The sequence below is a fragment of the Streptomyces sp. NBC_01750 genome (genome assembly GCF_035918095.1).
Classification (GTDB): Bacteria; Actinomycetota; Actinomycetes; order Streptomycetales; family Streptomycetaceae; genus Streptomyces.
In genome coordinates, this window is sequence record NZ_CP109137.1 from 1,820,146 (window position 1) to 1,844,796 (window position 24,651).

Consider the following 24,651-nt stretch of genomic DNA (forward strand, 5'->3'; position numbering starts at 1 on the left):
CGCCGTCCGCGCGACAACGTCCAGGACGGTGACGAAATTAATCAGACACAGCTCGGATGAATCGACTGCGAGGTGCCCTGGTTCTCCGACGCGTGCCCTATCGAGCGGAAGTTCACCCGGCCGTGCATGGGGGCTGCGGCGAGGTGCCTCGTAAGCCGTAAGGTTGGGGCGTACGAACGGGAACTTCGGAAGGAGGCACTGGGTGATCGAGCTCGAGGGGGTACCCGAGCTGATCGACCCGGTCATGGTGGCCGCGTTCGAGGGCTGGAACGACGCCGGCGACGCCGCCTCCACCGCGGTCGCACACCTGGACCGGGAATGGAAGGGCGAGGTGTTCGCGGCGCTGGACGCCGAGGACTACTACGACTTCCAGGTCAACCGGCCCACGGTGTGGCTGGACGGCGGGGTACGGAAGATCACTTGGCCGACAACCCGGCTCTCCGTGGTCCGCATCGGCGGCGAGAAACCGCGGGACCTGGTGCTGGTCCGCGGCATCGAGCCATCCATGCGCTGGCGCTCGTTCTGCAACGAGATCCTGGGCTTCGCCCATGAGCTGGGCGTCGAGATGGTGGTGATCCTGGGCGCGCTGCTCGGCGACACGCCGCACACCCGGCCGGTGCCGGTCAGCGGGATCACCTCGGACCCGGATCTGGCCAGAACCATGGATCTGGAGGAGACCAGGTACGAGGGGCCGACCGGCATCGTCGGCATTCTCCAGGAGGCGTGCACGCATGCGGGTGTGCCGGCGGTGAGTCTGTGGGCCGCGGTGCCGCACTATGTGTCGCAGCCTCCCAACCCCAAGGCGACGCTGGCGCTGCTCAATCGTCTCGAGGACCTCATCGGCCTGCGCATCCCGCTCGGCGAACTGCCCGAGGACGCGCGGGCCTGGCAGCTCGGCGTGGATCAACTGGCCGCCGAGGACAGCGAAGTGGCGGAGTACGTCCAGACACTGGAGGAGGCGCGGGACACCGCGGAGCTTCCCGAGGCGACCGGCGAGGCCATCGCCCGCGAGTTCGAGCGGTATCTGCGGCGGCGCGACGGGGGTCCCGGGCATGCGACCGACGGGGGCGAGGCCAGTTCGTATCTGCGCGAAACCTCCAGCGGGCGCACCCGGCCGCCGATGCCACCACGTGCGGAGCCGGAGACCGAAGCCGGGACCGGGCCCGAAGCGGGCGCCGAAGGGGAAACCGGCGACGAGGAGGATTCCCCGGAGGACTGAGACACCTGAACGATGAGCGGGGCGGCGCCGGTGGGCGCCGCCCCGCTCATGCGTCTGGCTCGTATCTCGTGAGGTACGTACGTCCTGAGGTGCTCAGACCTGGTCCACCGCGACCGCGTCGTAGGACGTGCTGGGTGTCGGCTCCACATCGAAGATCTCCCGGCTCACACCGCCGCAGACGAACAACAGCCGCTCGCTCCGGTCGATTTTGAGTCCGACTGCGGGGTGGTCCGCTCCGAGACCGTGGCTGATGACGCTTCCCCGGCCGTTGGCCAGGCTCGCCCGGTAGATATCGCCGGTGGCCGGCGACCCGAAACGGGCATACGGACTCGCTCCGATGGTGATCCCTTCGGGCTGGAATCCGTTCGGCAGCAGGAAATGGGCGGGCCGGCGCGTACCTGTTGATTCGGCCGCCCGGGCCGCCCCTTCCCATGGGGCAAGGAGTGCCGCGCCCGCCACGGCCGCGGCCGCTCCGAGAACTCTTCGACGTGCAAAGGAACGGTGCATCGAACGGTCCTTGCGGCAAAGGTTCTACAGCCCCTTTCACCTCAGCACACGGCAGGCCCCTCCACAGTGTTTGGCCGAATTGTGGCGTGACATCTTCTTCCAGCCGAATTGCACGGGGTTCCCATTCAGCTTGATTTAAAACGTATTTCGCGTAAGCAGGGTGGACGGGCTGTGGCGGAGGGAGCAGGGTGGCCACCACGCAGACCGAGCACAGACCAGCACGGCCGAGGCACAGTCCACGAACGACAAGGAGCACGGCACCCGAAGGGAGCGGTCATAGCGATGACCGATCAGAAACTCCCAGGTCAGGGCCCTGGAACTACGGGCCCTGGACCCGACGGAGCTGGATTCACCTATCAAGGAGCCGAGCCGGAGCTGATCGTCGTCGCACGGGCCGAGGCCCGGCTGCGCGCCGACACTCAAGGCGTACGGTCGGCCTCCGGGGCGGACATCTCCGCACTGAACATGTTCCTGAGCGACGAACAGCTCGCGCTGGAACCGGTGTTCGGCAGTGAGGAACGGACCCGGTCCGCTCTGCCTCCGCAGCCGGAGGGACCGGCCGGCGGCGGCCGGGGCACGCTGCCGGACCTCTCGCTCTTCTACCGTGTACGGGGCGGCGGGGACCGGACCGAGGAGCTCACCGCCAGGCTGGCGGCCCTCCCCGAGATCGAGACGGCGTACCTCAAGCCCGGCGCCGTACCCGCTCGGACCGCACCCCACGGCGCCCCGGCGAAAGCCCAGCCCGAAGAGGCCAAGCGGCTCAAGGAAGGCGCACCCGCGACACCCGACTTCACCGGGCGCCAGGGCTACTTGGCACCCGCGCCCGAAGGCGTGGACGCGTACTGGGCGTGGCAGCGGCCAGGCGGCTCGGGACAGCACGTCACCGTCGTCGATGTCGAAGGAGCCTGGCAGCTGGGCCACGAGGACCTGGCGGAGAAGCTCGCCGGCATTGTCGTCGGCAACCCGGTCCAGGACATCGCATGGCGCAACCACGGCACGGCGGTCCTCGGCGTCATCGGCGGTGACCGCGACGAGAAGGGGATCACCGGTATCGCGCCCGAAGCGGTGACCGCGGCGGCGTCGTTCCAGGGCATCGGCTCCGCCGCGGCCATCCACGCCGCGGCCGAGCGGCTCAGCCACGGCGACCTCCTCCTGATCGAACTCCACCGGCCAGGACCACGGTTCGACTTCGAGGTCCGCGACGACCAGCGCGGTTACATCGCGGTGGAGTGGTGGCCGGACGACTTCGCCGCGATCCGCTGGGCGACGTCGAAGGGCGTCCTGGTCGTGGAGGCGGCCGGCAACGGCGGCGAGAGCCTGGACGACGCGGTGTACGAGCGCAGGCCGGACGCGTTCCCCGAGTGGTGGCGCAACCCCTTCAACCCGTCGAACCAGCCCTCCGGTGCGGTCCTCGTCGGCGCGGGCGCTCCCCCGCCCGGGACGCACGGCCGCGATCACGGTCCCGACCGCTCGCGGCTTGCGTTCTCCAACTACGGCGCGCGGCTGGACGCCCAGGGCTGGGGCCGCGAGGTCACCACGACCGGCGGCTTCTGGGACCGGGCGGGTGACCTGCAGGGCGGCGCGGAGGAGATCGCCTGGTACACGGACACCTTCTCCGGCACCTCCTCGGCCTCGCCGGTGGTGGCCGGCGCCCTGGCGTCGCTGCAGGGCATCCTCAAGGCCGCGCACCTTGCGCCGATGGGCCCGGAGGAGGCCCGTGAGGCGCTGCGCAGGACCGGTTCGCCGCAGCAGGACGCTCCGGGCCGCCCCGCCTCGCAGCGGATCGGCAACCGCCCCGACATCAAGGCGGCGGTCACCCAGCTGGTGCCGTCGTCGGTCGGCTCGGGACAGGCGGAGCGGTACTGGGACGAACTGATGCCGTACCCCCGTGAACTTCCGCCGCGCCTGAGGCTGTTCGTGGCCGGCGCGTGGCGCAACCTCAACCACCCCGCCCCAGAAGTCCGCCAGGCGGTACATGCCGCCTTCGCGGGGGGCCGGCCGGACGTACGCGTCTGGTACTCGGACGACGAGGTCGTGGGCCTGGTCGTCGCCGGATGAATCGAAAGGGAAGGTGAACATCGCATGAGCACCACCCCGCAGATGAACCCCAGCTCCATGAGTCAGCAGTACGGCCAGCAGCAGTACGCCCAGCAGCAGCCGTTCGGCCGGATGCAGGGCGCAAGCACCTCTCCGCCCCCGCAGGGTCAGCAGAGCCAGCAGCCGCTCCAGCAACTGCAGCAGCTCGGCCAGCAGCAGCCCTACCAGCAGCTGCTCCAGCAGCTCGGTCAGCAGGGCCAGCAGCAGGGCCAGCAGCAGGGCCAGCCGCTGATCCTGCCGAGCGCGATCGACAGCCAGGCCATCACCAGTGGTGTGGCCGAGCACTTCTGGGACGTCGTGACGCCCCTGCCCGGGCAGCCGGTCATCCTGTTCCTGTTCATCCAGGGCGCCTGGCGTCAGCTGGTGAACCCCAACCAGATCACCCATGACGAGGTCCAGGAGGCGTTCGCCTTCGGGCAGCAGGTCATCGGGTTCTGGGACACCAACAACGCCGGCACGCTCGTGGCGATCGTGGTGAACAAGTAACACGTCGGCGCAGAGGGCGCCGGGTGGGCAGCGGCCCACCCGGCGCCCGTATCTGTTCCCGTGGCTTCAGGCGCAGTTGAAACGCGCGGCGGCCCAGTCCCCGTGGTCGCCGGTCTTCGACCCGTTGGTGTCGGTGACCTTCAGCCGCACATGGCGTGCGCCGTCCAGAGCGACATTGACGGGCACGGTCGCCGAGGACCCGGTCACCCTGGGCGAGGTCCACAACACCTTCCCGTCCGCCTCGACCGAGAAAGCCACCTCCCCATAGCCGTTGATCTCGTCGTCGATGCCGGCGTCCGCCGTGAGCGCCGTGCAGCGGCCGCCGAGGTAGATCTCGATATCGGAGTCGGCGTGGCTGCCGATCCCCTTCGCGTACGTCGTGCCCGCCAGCGTGAGAGGGCGCCCGTCGGCGGCTCCCGACTCACCGTTGCTGCGGTCACGTTCCGCGGGGCCGTAGCCGTTCGCAGACTTCAGCCACACGAGGTCGCTCGCCCAGGCGTCGGCGGCCGGCGGCGGTGGCATCACCCCGACCGCGAACCGCTGCACGGCGGTACGGTCCACGCCCGCCGCCCGGTGGCGCGCCGTCGCGGTCAGCGTCGCCTCGCCGGGCCCGGCGTCCGCGGCCGGGACGACGGCCACCTCGACGCGCTTCGTCGTCCCGGCCGGGATCCGGTCGACGGCCCGGGCCGGGGTGATCTGCCAGCCCGCCGGCGCGTCCAGCGAGACCTGGACGCCGGTCGCGTCCCGGCCGCCCGCCGTGACATCGACGGCGACCGTGCCCGGCGAACCGGCGCCGAGCTCCTGACCCGCCGGGACGGACACGGCCGCGGCAGCGCCAGGAGTCCTGCCGCCGACCGCGCTGGTGTCCTCGAGCTTCAGCCCGAAGCCACGGTCGGTGCGCATCGAGGGCGTCTTGATGTGCACCACACCGCCGCGGTCGTCCTGGTCGTACCACCAGCCCTGCGTGGACTTCGCGTACGCCGCCTTCGAGTTCTGCCGCGGGAGCCCGCGCCCGTTGAGCCCGACCTTGCTCGGCGCGTCCCCGGTGTGCACGCTGAAGCTGTACGGACGCGTGGGCTGCCTGCCCGTGAACTCGCCCCTGCTCGCGCCGATCCGGACCGTCACATCGCCCGCTCCGCGCAGTGGCGCCTCGACGTCGGCGCGCTGGGTGGCGTACTTGCCGGTGCGGTGCTGCCGCGTGACGCCGTCGTCCTCGTACAGCGTGAAGGATGACCTCCCCTGCGGATAGATGTCCCAGGCGAGCGGGGAGGCGGCGGTGCGGTCGGCGTACGAGCGGATACCCGGCCACATCGGGACGGCGGCCCCCGCCTTCACGAACAGCGGCAGCGTGTCCAGCGGCGCGCTGTAGTCGTCGACGGTGACCGGCCCTTCGTAGGTCCGCCCGCTCCAGTAGTCGATCCAGGTCCCCTTCGGCAGGTAGATCCCGTCGCGCTCGACGGCGTCCTGGTGGACGGGCGCGACGAGGAAGTCCGCACCGCTGAGGAACTCGTACTTGGCCGCGTCCGTCGCAGCCTTCGGGTCGTCCGGATACTCCAGCACGAGCGGCCTCGCGAGCCCGACGCCCGTCTTCGTCGCCTCGTGTGCGTGGGAGTAGATGTACGGCAGCAGCGACTCATGGAGCTTGAGATAGCTGCGGTTGACCGAGGTGTACGGCTCCCCGTACCGGAAGGGCTGCTTGTCGCTCGCCGCCCAGCCGTCCATGGTCATCGTGACCGGCAGGAACATCTTCCACTGCAGATCACGGGTGTACGTCTTGGGGCTGCCGCCGAAGATTCCGTCCACGTCGCCGGTGGTGTAGGCGAGTCCGGACATGCTCGCGCCCGCGTAGGTCGGGATCTGCCAGCGGATGTACTCCCAGCTCCCGGACTGGTCGCCGGACCACTGGACTCCGCAGCGCTGCGCGCCGGACCAGCTCTCCGGCGCCCAGGTGAAGCCGCGGGCGTCGCTGTTCTCCTCGATGCCCCGGTAGGAGCCCTTGCAGCCGTCCAGAGCGAACTTGTATCCGTCGCCGACCCAGGCCACGTCCAGTTTCGCGACGCGCTGGCCTGCCTTGACCTGGTCGCCGAGCTTGCCGATGCCGTCCTCGGTCCACAGGCCCATGTGCGTCTTGCGGTCCTGCAGCCCCTTGGCGGTCTCGGCGAGGTTCTCGTATCCGCACCCGTAGCCGTCGTTGACGAGCATCCACCCGTTGGGCATGTCGTTCTGGACGTACCCGTCGGCGACCTTGAGGGAGTCGAGGGTGTGCCGCTCGCCGCGGTTGGCGTTGTGCAAATAGCAGTCGGCGTCCCCGATTTCGAGGCCGTAGACGGGTGGCAGGAAGGGTTTCCCGGTCAACCGGGTGTACTGGCCGATGACGTCCTTGGTGCTCGGTCCCGCGAAGTAGTAGGCGTCGAAGCGCTGTTCCCCGGCGGTGGCGGTGACCGGATCACCGAAGACGTAGGTGTTGGGGGCGTACGTATTGCGATAGACGCCGTATCCGGAGGAAGAGAGATAGAACGGGACGGAGTTGGGATGTCCGCCGTCGTTCCAGTTGTAGTCGACGCCGACCTCGACGGTCTTGCCGCGGTGCGAGGTGTTGCCGCGGCCGTTCTGCATTCCGGCGCCGTAGTACTGCTCGTCGGCGCCGCGGGCGAGCGTCTGTGTGGTCTTGTCCCGGTTCCAGGTCAGCCCCTTGGTCTCGGCCCAGAGCGGAGTGCCGTCGGCGCGGTGGAGGGCGAAGCGCAGGGGCGTCTTGTAGGCGCGCAGGGTGACTTTGGAGGTGCTCAGCTCGTAGCGGTCGCCCTTGTCGCGCCAGTGGGTGGCGGGCGGCGCGCCCTGCGGCAGGACGATGTCCTTGCCGGTCGGGTCGGTGAAGGCGCCGTCCGGGGCGAGTTCGATACGGAAGGTATCGGCGGAGACGAAGCTGACGCGGGCCGCGGCGTCGCCGGCGGTGAGCCGGTACACGGCTCCGTCGTGAGCGAAGCCTGTGATGTCACCGACCGTCGTGTCGGCCGGTTCGGCGTGCGCGCCCGTGGCCGTCGGTACGAAGGCGGCAAGGAGACCGAGCAGAGCGGCAACGACCGCTGATCTGAACCGTGTTGGTGATCTCATGGCGTGTGTGTAGCGCGTCGGCACGGACACGACCATGGACTTGTGTCCGGCCGCTCCTGGACTTGTCGCACGCCCAGGAGCGGCCGGAGGGGTTTACAGGGCTACGCCGAGGAGGGCGTCGACGGCGCGGGACACGAGGCCGGGCGCGCCCTCGTCCGTACCGCCGTCGGACTGCTGGAGCGCTGCCCAGCGGTCGACGGCGACGAGCGCGGCGGGGGCGTCGAGGTCGTTCGCGAGGGCGTCGCGGATCTCCTCGACGAGGGCGTCGGCGGACGGCCCGTCGGGCCGCGAGACGGCCGCGCGCCAGCGCCCGAGCCGCTCGACCGCCTCGTCGAGTACGGCGTCGGTCCACTCCCAGTCGGCCCGGTAGTGGTGCGAGAGCAGCGCCAGCCGGATCGCCGCCGGGTCCACGCCGTCTCGCCTCAGCCTGGAGACGAAGACGAGGTTGCCCTTGGACTTGGACATCTTCTCGCCGTCGAGCGCGACCATGCCGGCGTGGACGTACGCCTTGGCGAAGGGGTACTCACCGGTGAGCGCCTGCGCGTGCGAGGCGCCCATCTCGTGGTGCGGGAAGGCGAGATCGGAGCCGCCGCCCTGCACGTCGAAGCCCATGCCGAGGTGGTCCAGGGCGATGGCCACGCACTCGATGTGCCAGCCGGGCCGGCCGCGGCCGAGGGTGCCGCCGTCCCAGCTCGGCTCGCCCTCACGGGCGGCCATCCAGAGCATCGGGTCGAGCGGGTTCTTCTTACCGGGCCGGTCGGGGTCGCCGCCGCGCTCGGCGGAGAGCAGCCGCATGGCCTCGGCGTCGAGGTGGGACACCTCCCCGAAGTGCGGATCGGCCTCCACGGAGAAGTACACGTCGCCTTCGAGCTCGTACGCGGCACCGGCGTCCCGGAGCCGCTCGACGAGCGGCACGATGCCTGGTATCGCCTCGACAGCGCCGATGTAGTGCTGCGGCGGAAGCATTCGGAGAGCGGTCATGTCCTCGCGGAAGAGGGCGGTTTCCCGCTCGGCGAGCTCGGTCCAGTCGTGCCCGTCGCGGATCGCCCGCTCGAGCAGGGGGTCGTCGACGTCGGTCACGTTCTGGACGTAGTGAACCTGCCGCTTGGTGTCGAGCCACACGCGCTGAACCAGGTCAAACGCGTTGTAGGTCGCCGCGTGACCCATATGGGTCGCGTCGTACGGCGTAATGCCGCAGACATAGATACGGGCGACGGGACCGGGGTCGAGGGTCACAAGACCCCTGGTCGCGGTGGAGTGGATCCGTAGGTCGCGGCCCTTGCCAGGCAGGGCGGGGAGCTCAGAAGCGGGCCAGGCATGCATGTCATGAGCCTAACCGGACGGGTGTTCCGCATACGACCCGGATCATGCCAACTGCTGACTGGGGTTCGTGTGCCCGGTCACGGGCCGGTGGCCGCGCGTGGGGTCGGCCGCCGTGGAGCTGCCGCTCCGGGGACCGGGTGCGTTGTCGTGCGAGGCGCAGCCGACGCCCCGGGCGTGCAAGGTCCCGCGCCGCGAAGCGGACGGCACCAGGGCTCAAGCCGAGCGCGAAGTCGGCGCTCCCGGGGTGTGGGGGGCATCACTCCCACGTCTTGCGCCATCGGCGCCCAGGGCCTGCCCCCCGGTTTCCGGAAAGGGACCGGTCAGGGGAACAGCCATCTACACCGGCGGCCACGGAATCGCCGGCCACTCCCCCGACGGCCCCGGATGCCGCCCCGACTCCTTCAGCCCGGCAACCCTCTCCCGCAGCGCCTCCACCTCCGCCGCCGTCAGCAGTTCCGCCAGACGGGTGGCGAGCGGTTCGCCGTCGGTCAGGGCGACCGTGAGCGCGGCCAGGGCCTGCGTCGCCTCGGACGGCAGCCGCTCCCCGGCCCACCCCCACAGCAGCGTCCGCAGCTTGTCCTCCACGTTGAACGTGACCCCGTGGTCGATCGCGTACAGGCCGCCGTCCGCCGTCGGCAGCAGATGCCCGCCCTTGCGGTCACCGTTGTTGATCACCGCGTCCAGCACCGCCAGCCGCCGCAGCCGCACATCGTCCGCGTGGACCAGCAGCGCCGTACGGCCAGCGCCCACTTCCGCGAAGCCCACCGCCTTCCAGCCCTCGCCCGGCTCCTCGTCCTCGACCAGGCCCAGCAGGGACGCCGACGGGTCCGCCTCGATCCAGAGCTGGACCATGCCCTCGCCGTACGGGCCGTCGCGCAGGACCGTGGGCGGCACCAGGCCCCATCCGGTCGCCTCCGAGAGCTCGTACGCCGCCACCTCGCGCTGCGCCAGCGTCCCGTCCGGGAAGTCCCACAGCGGCCGCTCCCCGGCGATCGGCTTGTAGACGCAGTGGGCCTCCTCGCCCTCGTGCGAGACGGAGCAGTACAGCACCGCGTTGGACGCCTCACGAATCCGTCCGCGCACGGTGAGCTCACCCTTGGTCAGCAGGGTGCGCAGGTCCCCCGAGGTCACGCGCCCCGGCGGTATCCGTTCTGGCGCGGGCATACGTGTCCTTCCGGATCGAGCGGCAGGCTGCACAGCGGGCACGGCGGCCGGCCGGCGTTCACCACGTCCAGCGCGCGTTTGGCGAAGGCCCTGGCCTGCGCTCCGGTCAGCCGGACGCGGAGCATCGGCGGACCGTTCTCCTCGTCCTGCAGCAGCCGCTCCTCGGCCTCCGCGAGGTCCTCCTCGGAGTCCGCGTCCAGCTCCACCAGCGCCTGCGCCTCGACGATCATGCGCTGTTCCTCGCCGTCCCATGCCAGCGCCATCGTGCCGACCCGGAATTCCTCCTCCACCGGCGCGTCGAGCGGCGCGGTGTCGGCGACGTCGGCGGGCGCGACAGCGGGCACCGGCGCATTGCCCCCGGTCCGGCGCACGACCTCGTCCAGCAGCTCGTCGATCCGCTCGGCGAGTGCGGCCACCTGGGTCTTCTCCAGAGCGACGCTGGTGGTGCGCCCCGCCGAGGAAGCCTGCAGGAAGAACGTACGGCGTCCAGGCAGCCCGACCGTACCGGCCACGAAGCGGTCCGGCGGGTCGTAGAGGAACACCTGACGGGACACGTTCTGTCTCCCTTGGGATCGGTCGGTATCGACGACTGTCGTACGACTTCGGACGGCTATCGGGTGGGCATACGGGTTTTCGGCCCGTCCACCCTACTGCGCGCGGCGATCACGGTGCGCCCGCGCCGCCCCCGACGACTCCGGCCCCGCCACCGGCGTTCTCGCGCGGCGCCAGCGAGCCGAAGTCCCCGGTGTCACCGAGGCGCAGAAGGAACGGGCGAGTGCGGGTGTAACGGATCGCTGTCACGGAACACGGTTCCACATGGATCCGCTGGAACAGATCGAGGTGCATACCGAGGGCATCGGCCACCAGGGACTTGATGATGTCTCCGTGCGAGCACATCACATAGGCCGCGTCCTCGCCGTGCGCGGCGTCGATGCGCGCGTTCCAGTCGCGTACGGCGTCGACGGCACGCGCCTGCATGTCCCGCATCGACTCGCCGCCCGGGAACGCCGCCGCGGACGGATGCTGCTGCACGACCTCCATCAGCGGCTCGTCGGCGAGCTCCGCGAGCTTGCGCCCGGACCAGTCGCCGTAGTGGCACTCGCCGATCCGTTCGTCGGTGTGCAGCTCAAGACCCGGCCGGGCCTCCAGCAGCGGTCGCAGGGTCTGCACGCAGCGCTCCAGCGGGCTGGAGACGGCCGCGGCGAGCGGCACGGCGGCGAGTCGCTCCGGCAGCGCGGCTGCCTGCGCCGCACCGCGCTCGTCGAGGGAGACGCCCGGCGTCCAGCCTGCGAGCACCCCCGCGGTGTTGGCGGTGGAGCGTCCGTGGCGTACGAGGATCAGCGTGGCCATGCCCGTCAGCCTAGGCGGCCCGGCGCCCGGGGGTGCGTCCGGGCCACATGCAGGGAAGAATGCACGCCGTGATCGTGGACTGTGCCATTTACCGCGGCGGGCGCCGAACCGAAGGCCCGTCCGACTTGTCGGATGCTCTGGCCGAGGCACGGGCCGCCGGGGACGCCTTTCTCTGGATCGGTCTTTACGAGCCGACCGAGAAGGAGTTCGACCACGTCGCGGCGGAGTTCGGGCTGCACCCCCTGGCGGTGGAGGACGCGCTCAACGCTCACCAGCGCCCCAAGCTCGAGGTGTATGACGACTCGCTCTTCGTGGTTCTCAAGCCGGTGGTGTACGAGCCCCAGAGCGACGCCGTCTCCACCGACGAGCTGATGGTCTTCATCGGCGACTCGTTCGTGGTTACCGTGCGACACGGTGAGAGCGCGCCGTTGCACGACGTACGGCTGCGTATGGAGAACGAGCCCGAGGTTCTCAAGCACGGCCCGACGGCTGTGCTGTACGCGATCAGTGACGCGGTCGTCGACCATTACATCGATGTGGTCAGCGAGCTCCAGGTGGACCTGGAGGAATTGGAGACCGAGGTCTTCGCACCCGTCGGCAGCACGCGCAACAGCGCGGTACGGATCTACACCTTCAAGCGGCAGGTGCTGGAGTTCCGCCGCGCCGCCGCGCCGCTGGCGGCTCCGATGGTCCGTCTCGCGAGCGCGGGCGTGCCGTTCGTCCATAAGCATGCACAGCCGTTCTTCCGGGACGTCAGCGACCATCTGACCCGAGTGAACGAGCAGGTGGAGGGGTTGGACCGGCTGCTGTCGGACGTCCTGTCCGCCCATCTCGCGCAGATGGGCGTGCGGCAGAACGACGATATGCGCAAGATCTCGGCGTGGGCGGCCATGGTCGCGGTTCCCACGATGGTCGCGGGCATCTACGGCATGAATTTCGAGCACATGCCTGAGCTGCGGTGGGTGTGGGCGTATCCGGTGGTGCTGCTGTTCATGGCGGGGGCGGTCTACGGGCTGTTCCGGTTGTTCAAGCGGCGCGGCTGGCTGTAGGGCTCTGCGGCTTCAAAGGAGCTAGAAAGCGGGCGCCGCGGTGGCCGGTCCGTCGAGGGCGCCGCGACGCTGCGGCATCTCCAGGCCCACCATCCGGTGCCAGCCGCCGAGCCTCTCGTACGCGTACATGGTGTGGATACCCGCGGCGAGCGCGGCCGACTTGGCCGCGGGCCAGTGCAGCAGACGTCCCATGTGGCCCATCACGGCAAGGCTGACATCGCGGTAGACCCTGATCTCGGCGAGGGCGCTCTCGCGCAACACCCGCTGGATCGTACGGCCGTGCCCCTCGGCGACGAGGCGGAGCAACTCCTCGTGGCAGTACGCCAGATGGTTGGCCTCGTCGTCGCAGATCATTCTGATCGCCCTGCCGAGCTCGGGGTGGTCGCCGAAGTACTTCACCAGCATGTCCATCTGGTCGGCGGCCCGCTGTTCGGTGACCCTGCTGTGCGAGAGATAGACGATGATGTCCCGTTCGCTCAGCGGCTCGTCGCGGCTCAGCTTCGCGTGGGTGAGACCGATGCCCCGCTTCTCCAGCAATATCGTGTAGTCGGTCTCGGCCGGGACGTCGACCGGCGCGAGCTGCCGCTTCTTGAGAAGTGCGTTGAAGAGCCGGCCGTGCTTGTCCTCGTCGGCGCCGTGCCGGGTGATCTTCGGCGCGAGGGCAGACATGCTCTCAGGCACGAGGGCGGCGATACGGCCGTTCTCCCAGCCGCCCTGCGCCTCGCCGCTGGCGGCGATCGAGCAGAAGAGCTGGAAGGCATCGTCGTCGTCGATGATTTCCTGGAAGAGACTTCGAGCCGAGAGCATCACTTCCTCCTCCGTGAGAGCGTCCGCAAAGAACAAGTCAAAGGCGGCACGGGAGGCGGGGCAACAGGTAAGCGGCACAACTGCGCCGAACGGCGGACGACAGGGAGGCGCGCGGGAGTAACCAGGACCGGCTTTCGCGCGTTGTGCTGCGTGACGGCCGTGGCGGGGAAGACCCCCGAGCCCCCTCCACGGCCGCAGACCTCTCCAGTTGCGTACGAGCGCCGCTCACCCGAGTTGCAGGCGCACCTTTCTTACGCGAGGCCGGCACGTCTTACGCGAGGCCGGCACGTCTTACGCGAGGCCGGCACGCTCCAGGGCCTCGGTGCCCGCCCTCAGTGCCGTGATCCGCTCGTCGAGCGTGAAGCCGGCCGGAGCCAGGGTCAGCGTGGTGACTCCGGCAGCGGCGTACGCCTGCATCCGATCGGCGATCCGGTCCACGGACCCCAGCAGCGCCGTCTGGTCGATCAGCTGGTGCGGGACGGCCGCCGCCGCGCCTGCCTTGTCGCCGGCCAGGTACTTGTCCTGGATCTCGGCGGCTTCCTTCTCGTAGCCCATGCGCTGCGCAAGCTGGTTGTAGAAGTTCTGCTTGCGGCTGCCCATGCCGCCGACGTACAGGGCGGTGTACGGACGGAACATGTCGGCCAGTCCGGCGACGTCGTCGCCGATCGCGAGCGGCAGCGTCGGACAGACGTCAAAGCCTTCCATGGTCTTTCCGGCCTTCTCACGGCCCGCGCGCAGGTGCTTGAGCGCGGTGTCCTCGAGATGGTCGGCGGACGGGAAGATCAGCAGGGCGCCGTCGGCGATCTCGCCCGTCTGCTCCAGGTTCTTGGGGCCGATCGCGGCGATGTAGAGCGGGATGTGCTCGCGCTCCGGGTGGACGGTGAGCTTGATCGGCTTGCCCGGACCGCCCGGCAGCGGGAGCGTCCAGTGCTCTCCCTCGTACGAGAGGCGCTCGCGAGTCATCGCCTTGCGGACGATCTCGACGTACTCGCGGGTGCGGGAGAGCGGCTTGTCGAACTTGATGCCGTACCAGCCCTCGGAGACCTGCGGGCCGGAGACACCGAGGCCGAGCCGGAAGCGGCCGCCGGAGAGCGAGTCGAGCGTGGCGGCCGTCATCGCGGTCATCGCGGGCTGGCGGGCCGGGATCTGCATGATCGCGGAGCCGACGTCGATGCGCTCGGTCTGGGCGGCGACCCAGGTGAGCACGGTGGGGGCGTCGGAGCCGTACGCCTCTGCGGCCCAGCAGACGTCGTAGCCGAGCTGGTCGGCCTCCTTGGCGACGGCGAGATTGTCTCCGTCCATCCCCGCGCCCCAGTAGCCGAGGTTGATGCCGAGCCGCATAAGCGCTCCTCTTACTGATCAGTAACGTCCCTGTTCCGGGGACTCTAGCGCGGGTTCACAGGATCCGTCAGGGGGAGGTTGTCCACAGGCTTACTCCGGGTGGGCCGCCGGCCAGTAATCTCAGCGCCCATGGAGCAGAGGCATCTCGGCCGTACCGGCCTGCGCGTGTCCCGGATCGGGCTCGGCACCCTTACCTGGGGTCGGGACACCGATGAGCACGACGCTGCCGACCAGTTGAAAGCGTTCTGGGAGGCGGGCGGGACGCTGGTCGACACCGCAGATGTGTACGGCGGTGGAGATTCGGAGTATCTGCTCGGGCAGCTCGTCGAGCGGCTCGTACCTCGGCGAGAACTGGTCATCGCGACGAAGGCGGGCAGCGTCCCCGACCCGGACCGGCGTTTCGACGGCTCGCGAGGGCATCTGCTGTCGGCGCTGGACGCCTCGCTGGAGCGGCTCGGGACGGACTATGTCGACATCTGGCAGGTCCACACCTTCGACCCGGGCACCCCGCTGGAGGAGACGCTCCAGGCGCTGGACATCGCGGTCGGCAGCGGGCGCGCCCGGTACGCGGGAGTGTCGAACTTCTGCGGCTGGCAGCTGGCGAAGGCGGCGACCTGGCAGCTGGCCTCGCCGGGAGTGCGGACCCGGCTGGCCAGTACGCAGATGGAGTACTCGCTGCTGCAGCGCGGGGTGGAGCGGGAGGTGCTGCCGGCCGCTCTCGACCTGGGAGTCGGTCTGCTGCCGTCGTCGCCGCTGGGGCGCGGGGTGCTGACCGGAAAGTACCGGCATGCCACTCCGGCGGATTCGCGGGGCGCGTCGGAGCAGTTGGCGCCGTTCGTGGAACCGTATCTCGACGAGGCGGCGAGCCGGATCGTGGACGCGGTGGCGACGGCGGCGGACGGGCTCGCCGCGACGGCGCTGCAGGTGGCGCTGGCCTGGGTGCGGGACAGGCCGGGTGTGGTGGCCCCGATCGTCGGCGCGCGCAACGCGCAGCAGCTCGCGGCGGCATTGTCAGTGGAGACCCTTACTCTTCCTGACGAGATCTGCCAGGCGCTCGACGATGTGTCGGCGCCCGTGCACCGCTATCCCGACCAGGACTGGAGCACGCTGTGACTGTGCCTTCCCGGGGGACGACCCCCGGACCCGCGGACGAGGCCCGCGCTGCCGCGGACGAGACCGCGGACGAGGCCGCCGGACCGGCGGCATCGGGCGCCGCCGAGGCGGACGTGCCCGAGGGGGACGCGCCGGAAGCCGGCACATCGGAGGCCGAGCAGGCGGAAGCTGCGGTGGCCGAGGAAGCGGAGGCCGAGAAAGCGGAAGGCGGGACGACAGCGGCCGGGAAAGCGGCCGAGCGCTCCGAGGCCGAGGCGGAGCTCGCCGCGCAGCGGGAGTTGCTGGCCCGGATCGAGCACCGGAAGGCCGAGAAGGCGGGGCCCATCGAGAGCGGCACCAAGCTGAGCGGCACGGCCGCCGATCTGCTCGCGGCGGTGCGGGCCGTGGAGAGCGGTGAGAAGGCCGGCACCGCGTTCTTCGACTCCCCCGCCCCCGCGCCCAGACGTGCCGCTCCGACCGCGGAGCCCGTACGGCCCCGCGTTCCGCAGCCTGTGCGGACCCCGCGGGCCACGGCTCCGGAGACCGTGACGACGGTGCAGACCGTGCTCTCGCAGGGCGGCGCACCCGCGGCGCTGGCGGCCCAGGTCGCGGACGTGCTCGGGGAGCAGGCCGCGGACATGCTGCGCGAGGATCCGTGGCGGCTGCTGTCCGTGCCCGGCGTCCGGCCGGAGCAGGCCGACGGCTTCGCGCGAGCGCTTCTCGGCGCCGAGTGCGGCCCGGGGGACGAGCGCCGGGCGGCGGCACTCGTCGCCTGGCAGCTGGAGCGCGCGGCACTGCAGGGCCACACCGCGGTGGAGTCCTCGGCCGTACGCGCGGCGCTGGCAGAGCGGTCGGTGCCCGATCCCGACGAAGCACTGCAGCAGGCAATCGCCGAAGGTGCCGTGCTGGTGTTCCAGGACGGTGTCGAGGAGACCGAGGAGACCGGGCAGGGCGCGGACGGGGAGGAGTCCGAGCAGTCGGCGGTGCCGGTACTACTGGGGCTCGACCGGTACGCACTCGCCGAGGAGAGTCTCGCTGACGGCCTGGCGCGGCTTGCCAAGGCCGGTGCGGACGCCAGGTGGCATGAGGCTGAGCCCACCGAGCTCATCCGTGCGATCGCCGCGAGCGGTCTGGTCGTGCACACGGGCGGGGAGGCGGCGCGGGCCGAGCCGGTCGCGTCGGCCGGGGCCGCCGGTGCGCTCGGACTGCGCGCGGTCGTCGCGGTCCACAGCGAGGACGGCAGTCGGCGGCTCGGTCCTGCGGCGGTCACCGTCTCCGGGCTGCTGTCCGGTGCGGAGGGTCCCGGCAGGGACGAGGACGGGGCGTTCGCGCTCGATCTCCTGATCGTGCTGGACGCACCGCAGCTTGACGTGGAGACTGCGGCGATGCTGGTGGAGTCGATGCCGGACGGCAGCCGACTGGTGCTGAGCGGCGATCCCGGCGTGCTGTACTCGGCGGGCGCGGGCCGGGTGTTCGCCGATGTCCTGGCGGCCGGCGTGTGCCCGCAGATCAACTCGCGGACGCCGGACCCCGGCCCGATCGGGGAGCTTGTCTCCGGCATCGGCATCGGCGAGCTGACCCAGGTGGCGGCACCCGGCAAGGAGGTCGTCATCGTCCCGGTGCGTGACGCGGGAGAGGCGGTTCACCGTACGGTGCAGCTCGTCGCGGACTCGGTGCCGCGGGCCATCGGCGTGCCGACCGAGCAGACCCAGGTCATCACAGTGGGTCATGGCGGCTCCGCCGGGACCCGCGCGCTCAACGCCGCGCTCAAGGAGCGGCTGAACGCCGGTCCGGGCCGGTTCGGCGGCTTCGACCCGGGCGACAAGGTCGCCTACGCGCCTGCTCTCGGCAGGACACTGACCGGCACGGTCGTCTCGGCGGACGCCGGGGGCCTGCATCTCGACTGCGACGGCACGCCCCTCGTCGTACCGAAGGAGCGGGTCGAATCGGCGGTGCGCCATGGCTGGGCACTGACGGCGCACCAGGCCGTGGGAATGCGCTGGCCCGCGGCGGTCGTGGTGCTGCCGGGCGACGCGGCGCAAGGGCTGAGCCGTCCATGGGTGTACACCGCGTTCAGCCGCGCCGAGCGCCATCTGTCCGTGGTGCACGGCGTGGATCAGGCGTTGCCACGCGCGGTGGCGGAGGGGGCGCCCCAGCACCGCACGACGCGACTGCGGACGCTGCTCGAGGGGCTGCTCGCGACGCCGACGCCCTGAGCTCGCGCGACAGCCCGGGTCCTGCCTCCTCGACGAGGCGGGACCCGGGCTGCGGGTCACAGGGGCAGTGCGGTCAGGACTCCACTTCGTCGAGGTCATCCAGCTCCTCGGCCAGCTCGTCCTCGTCGAAGACCGAGCTGACGTCGAAGCGGCAGACGACCCGCTGCGGATCTGCCTGGTCGAAGGGTGTGCTCAGCCATTCGCCCGGTTCGGGAGTGTCGTCCGAGGCCGACACCCACAGCGTGGAGTCGCCCTCCTCCAGACCGAACTCCTTGTGCCGGGAAGCGATTTCGTCCGGTTCGTACTCGCCGAAGAGCACGCCGAGTGCCGCGTGCACGCTCGTGCCGACCACCGGGGCGTTCTCCGGCCGGTCGTCCTCGGGGTCCAGGTCGGCGATGCGCTGCGCCTGGGAAAGCAGACGCTGTGGCTCCACCACCGCGTAGTCGCGGCGGATCAGCACGCTCAGCGCGCTCGGCTCCTCGGGACCCGCGTACGGCGGCAGTGAATCGTCCGCGCCGGGGATCTCGAACGGCGTCACCTCGTCATAGCGGTCGTAGAGCCGCTCGTCGTACGCCTCCGCCGCCGCGGCGAGGGCGTTGAACGCGTCGTAGACGGCCGGGTCGTCCTCGCCCGTGCGGCGTTCGACCGCCTCGAGGTGACGGTCCAGTGCGGCTTTGACCGCCTCGGCGGCGGCACGTACCTCGGCAGCGGTGGGCTGCGCAGCATCAGACATACTGCAGACGCTATCCGTACCTGGGCTCTGCCCGCACAATAGATGCGATGCCGGAATACGAATTTGTCGACGTGTATGTACCGCGCGGGGTCTCCCGCAAGGAAGCGACCCGTCTGCTGACCGACCATGCCGAGTACGGACACTGGGAGTTGGACCGACTGAGTCTGCACCGGGACGGCAGCCGCAGGGTGCGGCTGCGCCGGCGCATCATCCGTCAGGTGCGCGCCACCTGGTGAGCGAATGAGGCGGAGCGGGCCCCGCGTACGCGGGACCCGCTCCGTTTCGTGCCATTTGTGCTGCGACTTATACCGCTGCGACCGCTGGACTACGCCGAGGCGCGGGCCCGGCGGTACAGCACCGCACCCGCCAGCAGCAGACCCGCACCGGCCGGGACCAGCATGTCGAGCGGACCGGAACCGGTCTGCGCGAGCTGGTCGGTGCTCTTGGGCGGGGTGAGGGTCTGCGGGCCGGGAGTGTTCGGCACGGCCGGGGTGACCGGCGTTGCGGGCGTGGTGGGCGTGCTCGGGGTGTTCGGCGTGCTCGGGGTGTTCGGCGTGTTCGGCGTGCTCGGGGTGTTCGGCGTGCTCGGGGTGTTCGGGGTACTCGGGGTGTTCGGCGTGCTCGGGGTGTTCGGCGTGCTCGGGGTGTTCGGGTTCTGCGGCTGGGTGGAAACGCTCGAGCCGTTGGCGCAGCCGTTGTCCGCGGCGGTGTTGCCGAGGCCACCGACGGTGACGGCGTTCCCGCAGGCGTTCACGGGGACGTCGACCGGTGCCTGCACGGTGTTGCCCGAGAGGACACCGGGAGAGTCGCTGGTCTGCCCGACCGCGTGGGCTCCAGTGCCCTGCCCGTCCCCGCCGTCGGACTCGTTGCTGCAGGCGTTGCCGCTGACGGGGTTGAGCAGCGCGATGACGTTCACGGTGTTCCCGCACACATTGACGGGAACATGCACCGGAGCCTGGACCGTGTTTCCGGACAGCACGCCCGGCGAATTCGACGAGCTTCCGGTGGCACCGGCGTCCGCGTTCGCATAGCCGCCGCCGAGGGCGAGTACGCCGCCCGCCGCCGCCATGGTGATCAGGCCCTTGCGCGTGATCTGTCGCATAGGTTGAATCCCTGCCTTCTGCTTCAGGAATACCCACGGGCGTCGGTACCCGGGGGTGGAATGCCCGGACGGCCCCGGAGTGCGTGGCGCGCACTCCGGGGCCGCTCGAGTTCAAACCAGTTCAAACCCAGACCCATACGGGTCGAGTCACAACGTCATTCGTTGACGCAGGTGTTGCCGAAGGTGGGGTTCAGCAGCCCGATCACAGAGACCGTGTTGCCGCACGCGTTCACCGGCACGTGGACAGGCACCTGGATGACGTTGCCGGAGAGCACACCGGGGGAGCCAACAGCAGCACCCTGGGCACCCGCGTCGGCCATGGCCACACCCGCACCAGCGAGCACCAGACCACCGGTGGCAGCCGCAGCAGCGACGACCTTCTTGATCATTGTTCCTCCTTGTTGGCAATGCGATCCCAGCCGCGGACCGCATCACCTGTAACGAGGAGGAGCGAACGGGGCTACGAGCCGACGGCCCCATTCACTCTTTTCAGTCAAGCACGTACGCAATGGCGATTATTGGAGTTCCCTTTCAGCAGATCTCATCCGCCGCGGTTCAGCACTGGTCCAGGAATCGGTCGAGCACCCGAACGCCGAACTTCAGACCGTCCACCGGAACCCGCTCGTCGACCCCGTGGAACATGCCCGCGAAGTCCAGCTCCGGCGGCAGCTTGAGCGGCGCGAAGCCGAAGCAGCGGATGCCGAGGTCGTCGAAGGACTTGGCGTCGGTACCGCCGGAAAGCATGTACGGGACGGCCCGGGCGATCGGGTCCTCGGCCTTGAGCGCGATCTGCATGGCGTCGACGAGATCCCCGTCGAAGCTGGTCTCGAGCGCCTTGTCCCCGTGCACGTCCTCGCGCTTGACCCTTGGGCCGAGCAGCCGGTCGAGGTCGGTCAGGAACTCCTCCTCGTAGCCCGGCAGGAAGCGCCCGTCGACATGTGCGGTCGCCTGCCCGGGGATCACGTTCACCTTGTAGCCGGCGCCGAGCATGGTGGGGGCGGCGGAGTTGCGCAGCGTGGCGCCGATCATCTTGGCGATGCCGCCGAGCTTGGCGAGCGTCGCCTCCATGTCCTCGGGGTCGAGCGGTGTGCCGAGCGCGTCGGAGAGCTCGTCGAGGAAGGACCGTACGGTCTTGGTCATCCTGACCGGCCACTTGTGCCGGCCCAGCCGCCCGACCGCCTCGCAGAGCTCGGTGATGGCGTTGTCGTTGTTGGTCATCGACCCGTGGCCGGCGGTGCCTTCCACAGTGAGCCGCATCCAGTGCATGCCCTTCTGCGCCGTCTCGACGAGATAGAGCCGCAGATTCTCGTTGACGGTGAAGGAGAAGCCGCCGACCTCGCCGATCGCCTCTGTCACACCCTCGAAGAGATCGGGGTGCTTGTCGACCAGGTGCCGGGCGCCGTACGTGCCGCCGGCCTCCTCGTCGGCGAGGAAGGCCAGCACGATGTCGCGCGGGGGCTTTCGGCCGCTGCGCAGCCGGTCCCGTACGACCGCCAGGGTCATGGCGTCCATGTCCTTCATGTCGACCGCGCCCCGGCCCCACACACAGCCGTCCGCGATCTCGCCGGAGAAGGGGTGGTGCGTCCAGTCGTCCGCGTTGGCCGGTACGACGTCGGTGTGGCCGTGAATGAGCAGCGCGGGCCTCGACGGGTCCTCACCCGCGATACGGGCCACAGTGGAGGCGCGGCCCTTGTGGGACTCGAAGATCTGCGGCTCGAGCCCGACCTCGGCGAGCTTCTCCGCGACGTACTCGGCGGCGGCCCGCTCCCCCGGGCCCGAGTGGTCGCCGTAGTTGCTGGTGTCGATCCGGATCAGCTCACGGCAGAGGTCGACGACCTCGTCCTCACCCGAAACGGGCTTGGTCCTCTCAGCCTTGTTCGACTGGCTCACGCTGATTCCTCCCACTGTCGCTGCTGGTGGTTCCTCCTCATCCTCCCGCGCCCCGGCCCCGTACCCCAAGGGCGACCGCCCGCCGTCATGCGGCCGTCACACCGGATCCGGGCGTGATCGAGCACAGTCGAATGTTTGCTATGGTTTTCCACGTCGGAACGGCCCAGCGCCGCGAGACAGACACCTGGTCCGGGTGGCGGAATGGCAGACGCGCTAGCTTGAGGTGCTAGTGCCCTTTATCGGGCGTGGGGGTTCAAGTCCCCCCTCGGACACCAGCAAAGATCCCCACGGATTCCCGTGGGGATCTTTTGTGTACCCCTGAGTGTCGTGCGTCTGAGTGTCGTGCGTCCGCGGTACGCGCGTGGCCGGGGAGCGCAGCCGAAGTGGGGTGCAGGGTGGATGGGCAGCGCCATCAGCTCCGGCCCCCGTTCCACCGGCATCCCATGTAGCGGGCATACAGTCATCCCGGTGAGACGCAGACACAAAGCCCCGGCCGCTCCGCTCCCCCAACGCGACGGGATCGACCCGGTGCGACTGCGGCTGCCCGCCGACCCGGACGGCGCCTGGGCGACGGTGCGCGACCATCTCGCGGCGCGGTACGCCGGCGCCATCGGCGCCGAGGCCGTCGACGCGATGTTCCGTGAGGGACGCGTCGTCGGTACCAAGGGTCCTGTCGCCGCCGACGAGCCCTACACCGCCGGCCGGTACCTCTGGTTCCACCGGGACTTCGCCCCCGAGGAGCCCGTCCCCTTCGAGGTCGGGATCGTCCATCGCGACGAGCGTCTCGTGGTCGCCGACAAACCCCACTTCCTGGCCACCACACCGCGCGGCCGGCACATCACCGAGACGGCGCTCGCCCGGCTGCGGCGCGATCTGGAACTGCCCGAGCTGCAGCCCGCGCACCGTCTCGACCGGCTGACCGCGGGGCTCGCGCTCTTCGTCGTACGGCCCGGGGACCGAGGCGCGTACCAGACCCTGTTCCGGGACCGGGAGGTTCGCAAGGAGTACGAGGCGGTGGCTCCGTACGACCCGGCAGTGGCGCTGCCCCGCACCGTACGCAGCAGGCTCGTGAAGGAGCGCGGGGTGATGGCAGCGCGCGAGGAGCCCGGCGAGCCGAACAGCGAGAGCCGGATCGAGCTGCTCGAGCACCACGCCGGGCTCGGCCTCTACCGGCTGCTGCCGGCCACCGGCCGCACCCATCAGCTGCGGGTCCACATGAACAGCCTGGGGCTTCCGCTGCTGAACGACCCGGTCTATCCGGTCGTCCAGGAGGCGGGGCCCGACGACTACTCCCGGCCTCTTCAACTCCTGGCGAAGGCGCTGGAGTTCACCGATCCGGTGACAGGGGAGCCGCTCCGCTTCGAGAGCGGGCTCCGGCTGACTCAGTGGCCCGCCGCCCGGCGCAGCCGCTGATGTGGCGCAGCCCACTCCGCGACGTGAGGTGACTCGTCGCCGATGGCGGTCGCGTCGCCGTGGCCGGTCCGTACCAGGGCTGACGGGTACGGGAACGGGCCCCCGCGGGATCTCTCTCCGGCGGGGGCCCGTTCTCCTGCAACGACGCGGTCAGGCGTCCTGCCGCTCCCGCGCGAGGGAGTTCACCCGGCCGCGGACCAGGTACCAGCCACCGACCAGGGCCGCCGCGATCAGCGGCAGGAACATCACGGTCGTACGGCCCACACCGCCGCCCCACCACATCAGAAAGACCACGCTGGCGAGGAAGAGGAGCGTGACGATCTGGGTGTACGGGGCCCAGGGCAGCCGGTAGGCGGGGCGGGTGACCCGGCCGTCCTGTGCCCGGTGCCAGAACAGCAGCGAACAGAGCATGATCATGCCCCAGGTGCCGAGGATGCCGATCGAGGCGAAGTTCAGCACGATCTCGAAGGCCTGGCCGGGCACGATGTAGTTGAGCGCGACGCCCAGCACACCGAATCCGGCGGTCAGCAGGATGCCGCCGTAGGGCACCTGGCCCTTGTTCATCCTGCCGGTGAACTTGGGCGCGGAGCCCGACAGCGCCATGGAGCGCAGGATGCGGCCGGTGGAGTACAGACCGGAGTTCAGGCTGGAGAGCGCCGCGGTCAGCACGACGAGGTTCATCACGCCGGCCGCGCCCGGGACGCCGAGCTTGTCCATGACGGTGACGAACGGGCTCTGGCCATCGGAGTACGCCGTGTACGGGAGGAGCAGCGCGAGCAGTACCACCGAGCCGACGTAGAAGAGACCGACACGCCACATGATCGAGTTGATCGCCTTGGGCATGATCTTTTCGGGGCTCTCGGTCTCACCCGCGGCGACGCCGCACAGCTCGACGGAGGCGTACGCGAAGACGACGCCCTGGATCACCAGCAGCATCGGCAGCATGCCCACCGGGAAGATGCCGCCGCTGTCGGTGATGGTGGAGAAGCCGGGGGTGTGGCCGTCGACCGGGTGCTGAGTGACCACCAGGAAGATGCCGACCAGCATGAAGGCGACCAGCGCGGCCACCTTGATGATCGCGAACCAGAACTCCATCTCACCGAAGTACTTCACCGAGATGAGGTTCGCGGCGAGGACGACGGCGAGTGCGATCAGCGCGAGGACCCACTGCGGGATGTCGCTGAACATGGCCCAGAAGTGGGCGTAGGTGGCGGCCGCGGTGATGTCGGCGATCGCGGTGGTCGACCAGTTGAGGAAGTAGAGCCAGCCGGCCGCGAAGGCGCCCTTCTCGCCCATGAACTCACGGGCGTACGAGACGAAGGCGCCGGACGAGGGGCGGTAGAGCACCAGCTCGCCGAGCGCGCGGACCACGAAGAAGGCGAAGACGCCGCAGACCGCGTAGGCGATGGCGAGGGAAGGGCCCGCGCCGGCCAGCCGGCCGCCCGCGCCGAGGAACAGCCCGGTGCCTATCGCTCCGCCGATGGCGATCATGTTGATGTGGCGGGACTTGAGATCCTTGCTGTAGCCGGCGTCGCCCGCGTCGACATGGGGGGAGCTCTTCGCCGGTGCCCCGGCGGCGAGCGTTTCGGCCGCGGTGGTGCGGTCACTCATGGAGAGGTTCGCCTTCGTGAGGGGACGGGGGCCCGGCCGCAGCCGGTGGGGGGTGGTCACCCTGGCATGGCCCGAGGGCACATAACCCGACGGCCCATCATCACGGCAACCCTGCGATTTTGGCAGTGGCCAACCTCACG

Annotated in this window: 21 protein-coding genes and 1 tRNA gene; 9 read left to right on the forward strand and 13 right to left on the reverse strand. The window is 70.1% G+C overall.

The features are described from left to right. The first annotated feature begins 202 nt into the window (after positions 1-202). Positions 203-1,219, forward strand: coding sequence for a PAC2 family protein (locus OG966_RS08135; RefSeq protein WP_326648769.1), 1,017 nt, complete (start codon positions 203-205; stop codon positions 1,217-1,219). Positions 1,220-1,312: 93 nt separating this feature from the next. On the opposite strand, the gene OG966_RS08140 is transcribed toward OG966_RS08135, so the two are convergent. Further along, the gene (locus OG966_RS08140) at positions 1,313-1,726 is read right to left on the reverse strand and encodes a hypothetical protein (protein ID WP_326648770.1); all 414 of its coding nucleotides are present in this window, start codon (positions 1,724-1,726) and stop codon (positions 1,313-1,315) included. A gap of 282 nt (positions 1,727-2,008) precedes the next feature. Between OG966_RS08140 and OG966_RS08145 the strand changes: the two genes are divergently transcribed. Further along, positions 2,009-3,784, forward strand: a complete 1,776-nt coding sequence (locus OG966_RS08145) for a S8 family peptidase (RefSeq protein WP_326648771.1) — start codon at positions 2,009-2,011, stop codon at positions 3,782-3,784. Positions 3,785-3,808: 24 nt separating this feature from the next. Continuing rightward, on the forward strand, positions 3,809-4,309 hold the full coding sequence (locus OG966_RS08150) for a hypothetical protein (RefSeq protein ID WP_326648772.1): 501 nt from the start codon (positions 3,809-3,811) through the stop codon (positions 4,307-4,309). A gap of 66 nt (positions 4,310-4,375) precedes the next feature. On the opposite strand, the gene OG966_RS08155 is transcribed toward OG966_RS08150, so the two are convergent. From OG966_RS08155 to OG966_RS08175, 5 genes are all read right to left on the reverse strand, one after another. Further along, positions 4,376-7,420 (reverse strand): NPCBM/NEW2 domain-containing protein, encoded by a 3,045-nt coding sequence (locus OG966_RS08155; protein ID WP_326648773.1) that lies wholly within the window; start codon positions 7,418-7,420, stop codon positions 4,376-4,378. Between the two features lie 93 nt (positions 7,421-7,513). Further along, positions 7,514-8,743 carry a cysteine--1-D-myo-inosityl 2-amino-2-deoxy-alpha-D-glucopyranoside ligase gene (gene mshC / locus OG966_RS08160; protein WP_326648774.1) on the reverse strand — a complete coding sequence of 410 codons (1,230 nt, stop codon included), beginning with the start codon at positions 8,741-8,743 and terminating at the stop codon, positions 7,514-7,516. Positions 8,744-9,079: 336 nt separating this feature from the next. Further along, positions 9,080-9,907, reverse strand: a complete 828-nt coding sequence (locus OG966_RS08165) for an SCO1664 family protein (protein ID WP_326648775.1) — start codon at positions 9,905-9,907, stop codon at positions 9,080-9,082. Then, positions 9,871-10,461, reverse strand: a complete 591-nt coding sequence (locus tag OG966_RS08170; RefSeq protein ID WP_326648776.1) for a DUF3090 domain-containing protein — start codon at positions 10,459-10,461, stop codon at positions 9,871-9,873. The genes OG966_RS08165 and OG966_RS08170 overlap by 37 nt, the downstream gene beginning before the upstream one ends. A 109-nt stretch (positions 10,462-10,570) precedes the next feature. After that, complete coding sequence (locus tag OG966_RS08175) at positions 10,571-11,257, reverse strand: histidine phosphatase family protein (protein ID WP_326648777.1); 687 nt, start codon at positions 11,255-11,257, stop codon at positions 10,571-10,573. Between the two features lie 59 nt (positions 11,258-11,316). Here OG966_RS08175 and corA point away from each other — a divergent pair, with 59 nt between their 5' ends. Then, positions 11,317-12,306: a magnesium/cobalt transporter CorA gene (gene corA / locus OG966_RS08180; RefSeq protein WP_326648778.1), complete on the forward strand. Its 990-nt coding sequence runs from the start codon at positions 11,317-11,319 to the stop codon at positions 12,304-12,306. Between the two features lie 21 nt (positions 12,307-12,327). On the opposite strand, the gene OG966_RS08185 is transcribed toward corA, so the two are convergent. After that, on the reverse strand, positions 12,328-13,113 hold the full coding sequence (locus OG966_RS08185; RefSeq protein WP_326648779.1) for a ferritin-like domain-containing protein: 786 nt from the start codon (positions 13,111-13,113) through the stop codon (positions 12,328-12,330). A gap of 291 nt (positions 13,114-13,404) precedes the next feature. Next, positions 13,405-14,454, reverse strand: a complete 1,050-nt coding sequence (locus tag OG966_RS08190) for an LLM class F420-dependent oxidoreductase (protein WP_326648780.1) — start codon at positions 14,452-14,454, stop codon at positions 13,405-13,407. A 129-nt stretch (positions 14,455-14,583) separates the two neighbouring features. On the opposite strand from OG966_RS08190, the gene OG966_RS08195 reads away from it, so the two are divergent. Together OG966_RS08195 and OG966_RS08200 are read left to right on the forward strand one after the other, a co-directional pair. Next, positions 14,584-15,567, forward strand: a complete 984-nt coding sequence (locus OG966_RS08195) for an aldo/keto reductase (RefSeq protein WP_326648781.1) — start codon at positions 14,584-14,586, stop codon at positions 15,565-15,567. Continuing rightward, on the forward strand, positions 15,564-17,762 hold the full coding sequence (locus tag OG966_RS08200) for an ATP-dependent RecD-like DNA helicase (protein WP_326648782.1): 2,199 nt from the start codon (positions 15,564-15,566) through the stop codon (positions 17,760-17,762). The genes OG966_RS08195 and OG966_RS08200 overlap by 4 nt, the downstream gene beginning before the upstream one ends. 73 nt (positions 17,763-17,835) lie before the next feature. Here the strand turns inward: OG966_RS08200 and OG966_RS08205 are convergent, their stop codons facing one another. Then, positions 17,836-18,495 carry a hypothetical protein gene (locus OG966_RS08205; RefSeq protein ID WP_326648783.1) on the reverse strand — a complete coding sequence of 220 codons (660 nt, stop codon included), beginning with the start codon at positions 18,493-18,495 and terminating at the stop codon, positions 17,836-17,838. Between the two features lie 47 nt (positions 18,496-18,542). Here OG966_RS08205 and OG966_RS08210 point away from each other — a divergent pair, with 47 nt between their 5' ends. Next, a complete protein-coding gene (locus OG966_RS08210) occupies positions 18,543-18,731 on the forward strand; it encodes a DUF5703 family protein (RefSeq protein ID WP_005319466.1) in 189 nt (62 codons plus the stop codon). Between the two features lie 89 nt (positions 18,732-18,820). Here OG966_RS08210 and OG966_RS08215 read toward each other — a convergent pair whose 3' ends face one another. The 3 genes from OG966_RS08215 to OG966_RS08225 all read right to left on the reverse strand — a co-directional run bounded on the left by OG966_RS08215 (position 18,821) and on the right by OG966_RS08225 (position 21,487). Then, positions 18,821-19,597, reverse strand: a complete 777-nt coding sequence (locus tag OG966_RS08215) for a chaplin (protein WP_326648784.1) — start codon at positions 19,595-19,597, stop codon at positions 18,821-18,823. A 155-nt stretch (positions 19,598-19,752) separates the two neighbouring features. Then, on the reverse strand, positions 19,753-19,986 hold the full coding sequence (locus OG966_RS08220) for a chaplin (RefSeq protein ID WP_326648785.1): 234 nt from the start codon (positions 19,984-19,986) through the stop codon (positions 19,753-19,755). A gap of 166 nt (positions 19,987-20,152) precedes the next feature. Next, positions 20,153-21,487: a M20/M25/M40 family metallo-hydrolase gene (locus OG966_RS08225; protein ID WP_326648786.1), complete on the reverse strand. Its 1,335-nt coding sequence runs from the start codon at positions 21,485-21,487 to the stop codon at positions 20,153-20,155. Between the two features lie 187 nt (positions 21,488-21,674). Here OG966_RS08225 and OG966_RS08230 point away from each other — a divergent pair. Next, a tRNA-Leu gene (locus OG966_RS08230) sits at positions 21,675-21,762 on the forward strand. A 193-nt stretch (positions 21,763-21,955) separates the two neighbouring features. Continuing rightward, positions 21,956-22,900, forward strand: a complete 945-nt coding sequence (locus OG966_RS08235; protein WP_326648787.1) for an RluA family pseudouridine synthase — start codon at positions 21,956-21,958, stop codon at positions 22,898-22,900. Between the two features lie 150 nt (positions 22,901-23,050). Here the strand turns inward: OG966_RS08235 and OG966_RS08240 are convergent, their stop codons facing one another. Next, the gene (locus OG966_RS08240; RefSeq protein WP_326648788.1) at positions 23,051-24,511 is read right to left on the reverse strand and encodes an amino acid permease; all 1,461 of its coding nucleotides are present in this window, start codon (positions 24,509-24,511) and stop codon (positions 23,051-23,053) included. Positions 24,512-24,651: the final 140 nt, after the last annotated feature.